Below are 12,534 nucleotides of genomic sequence, written 5' to 3'. Positions count from 1 at the left end.
CGCGGGGGTGTGCGCAAGGGCTAAGCCGCGGCCAGCCGGAAGTCGCGATAGCGTTCGCGCAGTGCAGTCTTGAGCAGCTTGCCCGTTGCGGTGTGCGGGAGCGCATCGACGAACTCGATCGCGTCCGGCAGCCACCATTTGGCCACGTGCTGCGCCAAATGCGCCATGATGTCGGCAGCGCTCACCGCCGCACCCGGTTTGCGCACCACCAGCAGCAGCGGGCGTTCGTCCCAGCGCGGGTGGGGGATGCCGATCGCCGCGGCCTCTGCGACGCCCTCGCAGCCGACCGCGGCGTTCTCCAGCTCGACCGAGCTGATCCATTCGCCGCCGGACTTGATGACGTCCTTGGCGCGGTCGGTGATCTGCATCGTGCCGTCGGGGTGGAGCGCGGCAACGTCGCCGGTATCGAACCAGCCATCGGCGTCGACGGCGTCCTCCTCGGCGCCGAAATAGCGTTTGACGATCCACGGCCCGCGGCATTGCAGACGGCCGGTGGCGACGCCGTCGCGGGGCAGTTCGGCGCCTTCTTCGTCGACGATGCGCAGTTCGACCCCGAACGGCACCCGCCCCTGCATCGCGACCTGATCGACCTGCCGTTCGAAGGTCAGATCGTCCCAGTCGTAGCTCCGCGCGCCCATTGTACCGATCGGCGAGGTTTCGGTCATCCCCCAGGCATGGTTGACGCGGATACCCATGCGCATCAGCCGCTCGATCATCGCGCGTGGCGCCGCGGAGCCGCCGATGGTGACGAGCTGTAGATGCTCGGGCCGCTCACCGGTGCTGTCGATGTGGGCGAACATGCCGAGCCAAACTGTCGGAACGCCGGCAGAATGGGTCACGCGCTCGCCGTTCATGAGCCCGCACAGCACCGCAGGCTCGTTCACTGCGGAGAAGACGAGCTTCACGCCAGCCGCAGCGGCGGCGAACGGCAGGCCCCAGGCGGCGGCGTGGAACATGGGAACGATCGGCAGCACGACCGATCGGCCCGACAAGTCGAACACCGCGGGTTGGAGCTCGGCCATCGCGTGGAGGACGGTGGAGCGGTGGGTGTAGAGGACGCCCTTGGGATTGCCGGTGGTGCCGCTGGTGTAGCAGAGCATGCACGGATCGCGCTCGGAGCCCTCCACCCAGGCGTAGTCGGGGTCGCGGGCGTCGACGAGCTTGCGGAAGCAATCTTCCCTATCGTCGCGCACAGCGTCCATGACGATGTAGTGCTCGATGGTGGTCCAGCGTTCACGCAACCTGTCGATAATGGGTTGGAATGCCTTGTCGTAGAACAGAACTTTGTCTTCGGCATGGTTGGCGATGTAGACGAGTTGGTCGTCGAACAACCGCGGGTTGACCGTGTGGATCACGCCGCCCATGCCGATCGCGCCATACCAGGTCGCCAGGTGGTGGGCGTGGTTCATCGCCAACGTGGCGATGCGATCGCCGGGCTTGCACCCGAGGTCTTCGAGCAGCCGGGCAACGCGGCGCGCATCGCGGCCGACGCCGGCCCAGTCGGTCCGCATTTCCGATCCGTCGGCCCAGCGGGTGACGATCTCTCGGCGGCCGTGTTCGCGCACCGCATGGTCGATCAGCCGCGGGACACGCAGCTCGAAATCCTGCATTCCACCCAGCATAGCTCTCTCCAAACTCGAAGGATGCCACGACATACCCGTTCGCCCTGAGCGAAGTCGAAGGGCATGGCCCCGGGCCTGTGCTTCGACTGCGCTCAGCACGAACGGGGTGACCGGCCCCAGACGCCTTACCCGACCAGCGCGAGCCTCGTCTCGGAGGTCCTCAGCGCCACGCCGCGAACACCGTGCAACGCTTCGATCCTGGTCGCAAGCTCGGCGTCGAGCAGGAAGTCCCGCCCGAGCAGGACGGTGACGTCGCCATCGCCCATCGGCGCGATCGCGCGGACCTCGCCGCGGGCGCCGCGGTGATGGCTGAGCAGCGCGGCCAGCTTGGGGAAGGCGGCGGGGTCGTCGACCGTGACGTCGATGACGAAGCGCGCGGTCGATGCGAGCGTCTCGAACGGCTGGATGCGCTTGACGGTGACGCGCGGCGCGTCCTCGCCCGGACGGCGATCGAGCTCGACCGTCGCGAGACCGCAGCCACCCGCGCGCGCCGCCTCTTCCAGGTCTTTCGCCACCGCATCGTCGAAGCAGGTCGCTACGAACTGGCCGCTGGCGTCGGACAGCTGCGCCATCATGTAACGCTTGCCGCGCGCCGAGGTGCGCCACTTGGCCTCCTCGACCAGCACCGCCATCGTCGCTCCGGCGCGCGTGCCGTCGTCGGGAATCGTCAGCTCCGACAGCGCCGCGAAGGCGCGCGCACCGTGCATTCTGGCCAGATGCGCGTGGCGATCGACCGGATGGGAGGAGAAATAGAAGCCGAACGCTTCCTTTTCCTGCTCCATCCGCTGGCTCAGCGACCAGTTGGCCGATTGCGGCAGGCGGATCGCGTCGCCGGCCGGTTCTGCGTCGCCGAAGAGGCCGCCCTGCCCGCTTGTCTTGGCCTCATGCGTGCGTGCCGCGACCGCGAGCAGGGTCTCGGCGACCGCGTGGACACCGGCGCGGTTCGCGTCGATGGCATCGAAGGCGCCCGACGCGGCGAGCGTCTCGATCTGCCGCTTGTTGAGGAGGCGGGGGTCGACCCGGCGGGCGAGGTCGTCGAGCGCCCGGAATGCGCCGTTCGCGCGTTCGGCGACCAGCCGCTCCATCGCGCCCTCGCCGACCGATTTGAGTGCGCCCAGCGCGAACCGCACCGCCAGCCCGTCGCCGGTCGCCTGGACATCGAAGTCCGCTTCGCTCGCGTTGATGCAGGGGGGCAGCATCGCCACCCCCATCCGCCGCGCGTCCTCGACGAAGATGCCGAGCTTGTCGGTCTGCGCCATGTCGTAGCACATCGAAGCGGCGAAGAATTCGTGCGGGTGATGGGTCTTCAGCCACGCGGTCTGGTAGGCGAGCAGCGCGTAGGCCGCGGCGTGGCTCTTGTTGAAGCCGTAGCCGGCGAACTTGTCGATCAGGTCGAACAACGCGTTCGCCTCCGCCTTCGGGATCCCGTTCACGGTCGCGCAGCCCTCGACGAAGCCCGCGCGCTGCGCGTCCATCTCGGCCTTCACCTTCTTGCCCATCGCGCGGCGAAGCAGGTCGGCGCCGCCGAGGCTGAACCCGGCCAGCACCTGCGCGGCCTGCATCACCTGTTCCTGATAGACGAAGATGCCGTAGGTTTCCGACAGGATCGGTTCGAGCAGATGGTGAGGATAGACAATGGCTTCGGTGCCGTTCTTGCGACGGCCGAACGACGGGATGTTGTCCATCGGGCCCGGACGGTAGAGCGACACGAGCGCGATGATGTCGCCGAAGTTGGACGGCTTCACCGCGGACAGCGTGCGGCGCATGCCCTCCGATTCGAGCTGGAACACGCCGACGGTCTCGCCGCGCTTGAGCAGGTCGTAGACCGTGTCGTCGTCCCATTCGAGCGCGTCGAGATCGACGATAATTCCACGCTTCGCAAGCAGTTGCACGGCTTTCTTGAGAACCGACAGCGTCTTGAGGCCGAGGAAGTCGAACTTCACCAGCCCGGCACCCTCGACGTATTTCATGTCGAACTGGGTGACCGGCATGTCCGAGCGCGGATCGCGGTAGAGCGGGACAAGCTCGGCGAGCGGGCGGTCGCCGATGACGACACCTGCGGCGTGGGTCGAGGCGTGGCGCGGGAGCCCCTCCAGCCGCATCGCGAGGTCGAGCAGGTTCCGCACGCCATTGTCGTTGGCGTATTCGCGGGCGAGCTCGGCGACGCCGTTGAGCGCGCGTTTCAGGTCCCACGGGTCGGTCGGGTGGTTGGGGATCAGCTTGGCGAGCCGATCGACCTGGCCGTAGCTCATCTGTAGGACGCGGCCGGTGTCTTTGAGCACCGCGCGTGCCTTGAGCTTACCGAAGGTGATGATCTGCGCGACTTGATCGCGGCCGTATTTCTCCTGGACGTAGCGGATGACCTCGCCGCGACGGGTTTCGCAGAAGTCGATGTCGAAATCTGGCATCGACACGCGTTCGGGGTTCAGGAATCGCTCGAACAGCAGGCCGAGCTTGAGTGGGTCGAGATCGGTGATCGTCAGCGACCAGGCGACGACCGATCCTGCGCCCGATCCGCGGCCGGGGCCGACGGGGATGTCGTGGTCCTTGGCCCATTTGATGAAGTCGGCGACGATCAGGAAATAGCCGGGAAAGCCCATCTGCGCGATGACGTCGACCTCGAACGCGAGGCGGGCGCGGTAGACGTCGCGCCAGCCCGCCTCGCCTTCGCCGTGGAGCGTGGCGATGCGGTCGAGCCGGCGTTCCAGCCCGGCAGCGGCGTCGCGGCGGAGCATGTCCGCCTCCCCCGCCAGGTCGCCCGCCAGCGTCGGCAGGATCGGCTTTCGATAGGGCGCCGCGACGCCGCAGCGCTGCGCAACGACCAGGGTGTTGTCGATCGCTTCGGGCAGGTCGGCGAACAGCTCACGCATGCGCGCAGCGGGCTTCATCCAGGCTTCGGGGCAGCTGCGCGGGCGGTCGTCGCTTTCGACATAGGTCGAGTGCGCGATGCAGAGCATGGCATCGTGCGCGCGACCGAAATCGCCTTCGGCGAAGCAGCATGGGTTGGTGGCGACAAGAGGCACGCCGCGCGCGTAGGCGAGGTCGATCAGCGCGTCCTCGGCGGCGATCTCGGTCGCGTCGTCGCGGCGGGCGAGCTCGATGTAGAGGCGGTCGCCGAACAGCGCCTGCAGGCGATCGGCGTAGGCGTGCGCGCGGTCGGGCTGGTCCTCGGCGAACAGGCGAGCGAGCGCGCCCTCCCCGCCTGCGGTCAGCGCGAGGACGCCGTCGGTGCGCCCTTCCAGGTCGGCGAAGGCGACGTGCGCGGGCTGTTCGATCGGACGGTCGAGGTGCGCCTTCGACACGAGCGCGCACAGGTTCTCGTAGCCCTGCATGTCCTGCGCGTAGAGCGCGATCCAGTCGAGCGGCGCAGCCACGCCCTCCGGCATGTCGGGGCGCGCGACGCCGAGCATGGTGCCGATGATCGGCTGGACGCCGGATTTCTTCGCGGCGTCGGAGAAGGCCATCGCGGCGTACAGGCCGTTGCGGTCCGTGAGCGCGGCGGCGGGGAAGCCGAGCTTTGCCGCGTGCGTGGCGATCGCCTTTGGCTCGATCGCGCCGTCGAGCATGGTGTAGGAGGAGAAGATACGAAGGGGGACGAAACCGGCGTGCATTTGGGGGGTATGGGCCCGGGGCGGCGATTCGACCAGACGACTGATCAACTTTCGTCGCCCTGGGCCTGACCCGGGGCCCCCCTTCTTCTTACGACCTACCTAAAAAGAAGCGGGACCCCGGCTCAAGGCCGGGGTGACGTGTGGGTGTACGATATTACAAAAACTTCTCGATATCCGCCTTCAACGCCTCGGGCTTGGTCGTCGGGGCGTAGCGGGTGACCTTGCCCGTGCAGTCGACGAGAAACTTGGTGAAGTTCCACTTGATCCCGGTCGACCCCATCAGCCCGGGCGCGGCGGACTTCAGCGCCTCGAACAGCGGCTCGGCGTCGGGGCCGTTGACGTCGACCTTGGCAAAGACCGGGAAGGTCACGTCATAGGTCAACGTACAGAAGTTCGCGATCTCCGCGGCGTCGCCGGGCTCCTGCGCGCCGAACTGGTTGCAGGGGAAGGCCAGCACTTCGAAGCCGCGATCCGAGTAGGTGCGGTGAAGCTGTTCGAGCCCTTCATATTGCGGGGTGAACCCGCATTTCGACGCGGTGTTGACGATCAGCAGCACCTTTCCCGCGTAGCCGCCGAGCGGGGCGTCGCTGCCGTCGGCGGCGCGGACGGTGAGGTCGGTGATCGCGGTCATGCCAGCATCCCTTCGTGCAGCCGCACCACGCGGTCCATCTGTGCGGCGAGGCGTTCGTTGTGGGTGGCGACCAGTGCGGACGAGCCTTCCTCGCGCACCAGGCGGAGGAATTCGGCGAGGACGATGCCGGCGGTGTGTTCGTCGAGGTTGCCGGTGGGCTCGTCGGCGAGGATCAGCGCGGGGCGGTTGGCGAGTGCGCGGGCGACCGCGACGCGTTGCTGCTCGCCCCCCGACAGTTGGCTCGGACGGTGGGTCAGGCGGTAGCCGAGGCCGAGTGCGGTCAGCAGGGTCTGCGCGCGGGCCTGCGCCGCGACAGCTTCGGCGCCGTGGATGAGTTGCGGAAGGACGACGTTCTCGAGCGCGTTGAAGTCGGGCAGCAGGTGGTGGAACTGATAGACGAAGCCCAGCCGGTCGCGTCGCACCACCGTGCGGCCATGGGCGCTGAGCGACCCGGCCTCTTCGCCGGCAATGCGGATCGAGCCGGAGAAGCCGCCTTCGAGCAGGCCGACCGCCTGGAGCAGGGTCGACTTGCCCGAGCCCGAGGGGCCGAGCAGGGCGACGATCTCGCCGGGGGCGACGGACAGGTTTACGCCGCGCAGGACGTCTATGGTCTGGCCGCCCTGGGTAAAGCTGCGGGCGAGGTTGGTGGTTTCGAGAACGTATTCCTCCCTCACAGCCGTAGGCTGGTGGAGGGGCAGTCCAGCAGAACCAGCGCTTGGGGCTGCCCCTCCACCACTCGCTTCGCGAGCGGTCCCCCTCCCCGTGCCGGGGAGCAATTGGTTTGCACTACTCATACCGCAAGACCTGAACCGGATCGGTATTGGCCGCTTTCCACGCCGGATACACCGTCGCCAGGAAGGTCAGCACCAGCGCGATGACGACGATGGCGACGATCTCCGCCGGGTCGGGCTTGGAGGGCAGTTCGGTGAGGTAGCGGATCGAGGGGTCCCAGAGGTTCTGCCCGGTCACCAGCTGGACGAAATTGACCACGGCTTGGCGGAAGAACAGGAACACCGTGCCCAGCACCAACCCGGCGACGATGCCGAGGACGCCGATGGTGGACCCGACGGTGATGAAGATCCGCATCATCGCCGCGCGGGTGGCGCCCATTGTCCGGAGAATGGCGATATCGCGGGTCTTCGAGCGGACCAGCATGATGAGCGACGAGGCGATGTTGAACGCGGCGACCAGGATGATGATGCACAGCACGACGAACATCGCGACGCGCTCGACCGCGAGCGCTTCGAACAACTGCGCGTTCATTGTCCGCCAGTCCGACACGACCGCGCGGGTGCCGACCTTGTCGACCAAGGGCGCCAGGATCGGGCCGACCCGGTCCGCGTCGACGGTCTTCAGCTCGACCATCCCCGCGGCATCGCCCATCAGCAGCAAGGTCTGCGCGTCCTCGATCGGCATGACGACATAGGCCTTGTCGTAATCGTACACGCCGATCTCGAAGATCGCGGCCACGGTGTAACTGACGATCCGGGGCACGGTGCCGAACGGCGTCGCCTGCCCCTGCGGGCTGATGAGCGACACCTCGCTGCCGATCTGCGCGCCGAGCGATTCCGCCAGGCGGCTGCCGATCGCGATGCGACCGCTGCCTGGCGTGAGGCTGGCAAGGCTGCCCGTGACGACGTGGGTGTTGAGCGAGGCGTTGTTGCGGATGTCCTCGACCCGCATGCCGCGGATCAGGATGCCCTCGACCCGGCCGTTGTAGCTCGACATCAGCGGCTGTTCGATCAGCGGCACCGCGCTGGTCACACCCGGCGTGGCTTTGGCCTGCGCGACGATCTCGCGCCAGTCGGGCAGGCGCCCGCCGATGCCCTGGATGACGGCATGGCCGTTCAGCCCGACGATCTTGTCGAAAAGCTCGGCGCGAAAACCGTTCATCACGCTCATGACGATCACCAGCGCGGCGACGCCCAGCATCACCGCGCCCAGGCTGAACCCGGCGACGAGCAGGATGAACGCTTCCCCCTTGCCGGGCAGCAGATAGCGCCTGGCGATCATGCGTTCGTATCGGGACAGGATCATGTTGCGCGCTCTAGGCGGTGGCCGGGGTAGAGGCAACCGGACCGATTCTGTTGCGCTGCCGACACAGGTTCTCCGCAATCGTCTCCCATGTGTCACAAGAACGATGACAGGGCCCCGACTCGGGCGTAGCACATCCTGACTGGCACACAGGCAACGGCCGTGGTTCGGGGACCGCCATCAGCTCCGCTTGAAAGAGCGCGCGAGCGACGGCACAGGAATGGGGGCTGACGAGCGATCGTCACGCAGGCGCCCGGATCGGCAACGATCCGGGCGTTTGCTTGTCCGGTCCAGGTTTGGGGCGGGCCGATGTTTGTTCCGACAGGCCGATGGGGACGCGGGAGCTTCCGACTTCGCGCGTCCCCGCCGACGCTGCCGGGACTTACCTTTGGCATGGGCGCAATGAACGGGTGCTTACCGCCGTACCACGTTCAACTGCTGTGGTCGGCGACGATGCGCCATGCGGCGCCGCGGCGTTCGAAGACCAGCGTGGTCATGCCGCTCTCGGCTGTTGTGGCGCCGGTGAGCGTCCAGCGGGCGAACAGGATGCGGTGGGTTGCGTCGATCGTGCGCTCGCCGAGCATGCGGAACGACAGGCTGCCGCGGGTATTGCCGCCCTTCGCGAAACTGCCGCGGTAGCGGTCGGCGATCGCCGCCTTGCCGCGGACCAGCCCCTTGGATGTCACATAGACCGCGTCGTCGGCGTAGATCGCCATGAAGCGATCCAGGTCGCCCGCATTCCAGCCGGCGGCGCTGGCGGCCATGGCGGCTTCGATGCCTTGCGCAGGCGTGGCGGACACGACGGCGACGGATAGGAGGACGATCATCTGCGGTTCTCCACCAAATCGATCAGCGCGGCGTCGTCGAGCGGGCCGGCGCACAGGAAACCCTGGTAATGACCGCAGCGCTCGTTCGCCAGCAAGTCGCGCTCGGCTTGCGTCTCGACGCCTTCGGCGACGACCGCGAGGCCGAGCGCGTCGGCGACCGCGATGATGCCGCGCACCACCGCGCGGCCGCGAGGCGACCCGACGATGTCGTGCGCCAGCGATTTGTCGATCTTGAGGCGGTCGAGCGGCAATGCTTTCAGATAGGCGAAGCTGGCGTAGCCGGTGCCGAAATCGTCGATCGCGACCCGCACACCCGCCGCCCGCAGTGTCGCCAGCGTTTCGGCGGCGGCGGCGAGATCTGTGATGAGCGCGGTTTCGGTAATCTCGATCGTTAGCCGCGCGGGCGCGAATCCGCTCGCCGCGACGCGGGCGAGGACCGCGTCGGCGAAGCCCGCGCGCGCGATGTCGGCGGCGGTGACGTTGAGCGAGAGGTCGAGATGCGCCAGCGCTGTAGGCCAAGCGGCAGCGCGGGTGAGCGCCAGCGCCTGGATATGGTCCGACAGCGCGAGACCGAGATCGGCGCGGTCGGCGGCGGCGAACAGGAGATCGGCGCCGAGCGGGCCGAGCAGGGAATGGTCCCAGCGGGCGAGCGCCTCGACCCCGGTGATGCGATCGCCACAGTCGTTCGTGCCGATGCGGACCTGCGGCTGGAAGAGGATGGCGATCTCGTCGCGCTCGATGGCGCGGTGGAGATCGACCGCCAGCGTCGCGATCGGCGCGGCGCCGTCCGGGTCGGCGACGCGGACGGTGGCGCCGTCGCTGAGCTGGACCGCCGCCAGCGCTTCGCCAGCACGGCGCAGCAGCGATGCGCCGTCGTCGCCTGCCTCGCGCACCGCCACCCCGAAACGGGCGCCGAGCACCGCCATGGCGTCACCTACGGGAAACGGCCGCGCGAGTGCGTCGCCGAGGCGGGCGGTTGCCTGCTCCCCTACAAAATCACCCGCGACGAGGAAGGTCGCGCCGTCGAGCCGGGCGACATGGCTGCGCGCGAAGGCGGCGGCGGCGGTGCGGATGCGCCGCTCCGCCACTTCCAGCAGCGCGTCGCCGGCGGGGCGGCCGTAGGCGGCGTTGACGATGTCGAAGCGGGACAATGCGACGAGGATGACGTGGCCCGGGCGGTTCGCCTCGACCCACGCGAGCGCCGCCGCTTCGTCCGGTGATGCATCGCCGACGCGGCGGTTCGCGGTTCCCGGCCAGCGTGCGGCGAAGCGCAGCGCGTCGTCGATTTCGGCAACGTCGGCGGGGTCGGCAAGGAAATGGGTGGCGCCAGCGGCATCGAAGGCGCGGGCATCGCCGCGGGCGGCAATCGCGAGGATCGCCGAACCTCCCGACGCCAATTGCCGAACCGCCGCGAGCGCCTCCGCGCGCCGACCGCGCGCATCGACCAGCACGATGGCGCCGCCGCTGCCGTCCGCGGCGATCGCGTCCACCGCCTTGGCCTGCGCGTCCGGCCAGCTCGGGAGATCGAACGCCGGCACACCCGCGAGCGCGGCGACGATCACGCGGGGAGGAGCAGTGGGCATGCGTCCTGCCTAGATGCCGCGTGGCGATGGAGCAACGGCAAGACCTTTGAACGTCTGGAGACGGAACGCCGCCACGCTCGGGGGGTTGTCGCTCCGGATGCCGTGCCCTACCTCTCGATGATGGTGCCCGTGCCGTCTTCCCAAAGCCCTGCCCCGGCCCCCATGCTGGTGGATGCGCACGGGCGGACGATCCGGTATCTACGGATTTCGGTGACCGACCGCTGCGACCTGCGCTGCCGCTATTGCATGGCGGAGGCGATGACGTTCCTGCCGCGCAGCGCGCTCGCCACGCTGGAGGAGATCGCGTTGATCGCCGAGCGGTTCATCGCGCGTGGGGTGACCAAGATCCGCTTGTCCGGTGGCGAGCCGCTGGTACGCCGCGATGTCGGCGAGCTCGTCACGCGGCTCGGGCTGCATGTCGGCGCGGGGCTCGACGAGCTGACGATGACCACCAACGGCACGCGGTTGCGCGAGCATGCGCCCGCGCTTGCGGCGGCGGGTATCCGGCGCGTCAACGTCAGCCTCGACAGCCTCGATCCCGATCGGTTCCGCTTCATCACGCGGCACGGCGATGTGGCGCAGGTACTCGACGGCATCGCCGCGGCGCGTGAGGCCGGGCTGGCGGTCAAGATCAACGCGGTCGCGCTGAAGGGGTTGAACGAGGACGAGCTGGGCGACATGCTCGCATGGTGCGTTCGCGAAGGCCACGATCTGGCGCTGATCGAGACGATGCCGCTGGGTGCGATCGACGAGGACCGTACCGACCGGTTCCTGCCGCTGACCGGCGTGTTCGATACGCTCGCCGCCAGGTTCCCGCTGGTGCGCGACTCGCACCGGACGGGAGGCCCGGCGCGCTATTGGCGGGTGGAGGGAACGGCGACCCGGCTGGGGCTCATCTCGCCGCTCACCGCCAATTTCTGCGACGGCTGCAACCGCGTGCGCCTGACGACCGAGGGCAAGCTGTACATGTGCCTGGGGCATGACGACCAAGTCGACCTGAAGGGCGTTCTGCGGGCCGAGGGCATCGGCGCGCTCGACGCGGCGATCGACCTGGCGCTGGCGGGCAAGCCGAAGCGGCACGATTTCCGCATCGGCGCGGGCGAGGCACCCGCGGTCGCACGGCACATGAGCGTCACCGGCGGATGAGGTCGGGGGGATGAGCTTCGAGCGCCGGGCGTTGCTCGCGTCGCCGACCGCGCCCGCGCAGGCCGCGGCGGCCGAGCTGGCGGACAGCGCCGAGTGGGTCGATGCCGAGGAGGCCGATGTCGTCATCGCGCTGGGCGGCGACGGGTTCATGCTCCAGACGCTCCACGCGATGCTCGAGCGACGCAAACCGACGGTGCCGGTGTTCGGGATGAACCTGGGCACGGTGGGCTTCCTGATGAACGAATGGCGCTATCACGGGCTCGACGCGCGGCTGGAGCGCGCCAAGGCGTTCAAGGTCACGCCGCTGATGATGACCGCGACCGGCATCGACGGCCGGGTGCACCAATTGCCCGCGATCAACGAGGTGTCGCTGCTGCGCGAGACGCGGCAGACCGCCAAGCTGGAGGTGACCGTCAACGACCGCGTCGTGCTGCCCGAACTCGCGTGCGACGGCATCCTGGTGGCGACGCCGGCGGGATCGACCGCGTACAATCTGTCGGCGCAGGGGCCGATCCTGCCGCTCGGTTCCGCGCTGCTGGCGCTGACCCCGATCAGCCCGTTCCGCCCGCGGCGCTGGCGCGGCGCGATCCTGCCCGACAAGGCGCGGATCGCGATCCGGGTGCTCGACGCCGCCAAGCGGCCGGTGTCCGCGGTGGCGGACCAGCGCGAGATCCGCGACATCGCGCAGGTCGACGTGTGCATGGACCGAGCGCGCGAGCTGACGCTGCTGTTCGATCCTGAGCATGCGCTGGATGACCGGATCACGATGGAGCAGTTCATCGGGTAGCGCGGGCTGGCGCACTCTGCGCAAGGACTCGCGCGACCCGCGGCCGGCGCGAGCACCCTCGCGACCGACGGCGCGGCTTTGCCGCGGCGCGCCAAGCCGCACGAGGGCTTGCATCCTGTTTCCCCGGCGGTATAGACCCGCTCACGGCGTCATTCCCCGATAGCTCAGCGGTAGAGTAGGTGACTGTTAATCACTTGGTCGTTGGTTCGAATCCAACTCGGGGAGCCACCGTCCGCTAGACGGACCGCCTGCAGCCTCCGAGATCGCCGTCGATTGTTGGAGAATTGTTGGAT

The 12,534-nt window shown here is 68.5% G+C and carries 9 protein-coding genes and 1 tRNA gene; 3 read left to right on the top strand and 7 right to left on the bottom strand.

What is annotated here, in order from left to right:
• Positions 1 to 20 precede the first annotated feature (20 nt).
• From ACE5C1_RS05360 to ACE5C1_RS05330, 7 genes are all read right to left on the bottom strand, one after another.
• Positions 21 to 1,622 (bottom strand): long-chain fatty acid--CoA ligase, encoded by a 1,602-nt coding sequence (locus ACE5C1_RS05360; protein ID WP_374943027.1) that lies wholly within the window; start codon positions 1,620 to 1,622, stop codon positions 21 to 23.
• 125 nt (positions 1,623 to 1,747) lie between these two features.
• Entirely contained in the window at positions 1,748 to 5,233 is a 3,486-nt protein-coding gene (gene dnaE, locus ACE5C1_RS05355; RefSeq protein ID WP_374943026.1) for a DNA polymerase III subunit alpha, read from the bottom strand.
• A gap of 154 nt (positions 5,234 to 5,387) precedes the next feature.
• Entirely contained in the window at positions 5,388 to 5,864 is a 477-nt protein-coding gene (locus ACE5C1_RS05350; RefSeq protein ID WP_374943025.1) for a glutathione peroxidase, read from the bottom strand.
• Positions 5,861 to 6,538 carry an ABC transporter ATP-binding protein gene (locus ACE5C1_RS05345; RefSeq protein ID WP_374943024.1) on the bottom strand — a complete coding sequence of 226 codons (678 nt, stop codon included), beginning with the start codon at positions 6,536 to 6,538 and terminating at the stop codon, positions 5,861 to 5,863. The genes ACE5C1_RS05350 and ACE5C1_RS05345 overlap by 4 nt, the downstream gene beginning before the upstream one ends.
• 112 nt (positions 6,539 to 6,650) lie before the next feature.
• Positions 6,651 to 7,901 carry a lipoprotein-releasing ABC transporter permease subunit gene (locus ACE5C1_RS05340; protein WP_374943023.1) on the bottom strand — a complete coding sequence of 417 codons (1,251 nt, stop codon included), beginning with the start codon at positions 7,899 to 7,901 and terminating at the stop codon, positions 6,651 to 6,653.
• Positions 7,902 to 8,329: 428 nt separating this feature from the next.
• Positions 8,330 to 8,725, bottom strand: coding sequence for a YybH family protein (locus ACE5C1_RS05335; RefSeq protein WP_374943022.1), 396 nt, complete (start codon positions 8,723 to 8,725; stop codon positions 8,330 to 8,332).
• Positions 8,722 to 10,308: an EAL domain-containing protein gene (locus tag ACE5C1_RS05330; RefSeq protein WP_374943021.1), complete on the bottom strand. Its 1,587-nt coding sequence runs from the start codon at positions 10,306 to 10,308 to the stop codon at positions 8,722 to 8,724. The genes ACE5C1_RS05335 and ACE5C1_RS05330 overlap by 4 nt, the downstream gene beginning before the upstream one ends.
• Positions 10,309 to 10,428: 120 nt before the next feature.
• Between ACE5C1_RS05330 and moaA the strand changes: the two genes are divergently transcribed.
• From moaA to ACE5C1_RS05315, 3 genes are all read left to right on the top strand, one after another.
• Positions 10,429 to 11,454, top strand: coding sequence for a GTP 3',8-cyclase MoaA (gene moaA, locus ACE5C1_RS05325; RefSeq protein ID WP_374943047.1), 1,026 nt, complete (start codon positions 10,429 to 10,431; stop codon positions 11,452 to 11,454).
• 10 nt (positions 11,455 to 11,464) lie between these two features.
• Positions 11,465 to 12,241: an NAD kinase gene (locus ACE5C1_RS05320; RefSeq protein WP_374943020.1), complete on the top strand. Its 777-nt coding sequence runs from the start codon at positions 11,465 to 11,467 to the stop codon at positions 12,239 to 12,241.
• A 153-nt stretch (positions 12,242 to 12,394) separates the two neighbouring features.
• Positions 12,395 to 12,469 (top strand) — tRNA-Asn (locus ACE5C1_RS05315).
• Positions 12,470 to 12,534: the final 65 nt, after the last annotated feature.

This window comes from Sphingomonas sp., from assembly GCF_964263785.1.
GTDB lineage: Bacteria > Pseudomonadota > Alphaproteobacteria > Sphingomonadales > Sphingomonadaceae > Sphingomonas.
The sequence above is the reverse complement of the archived record's forward strand: the minus strand, read 5'-3'. Positions and strand labels throughout refer to the sequence as shown.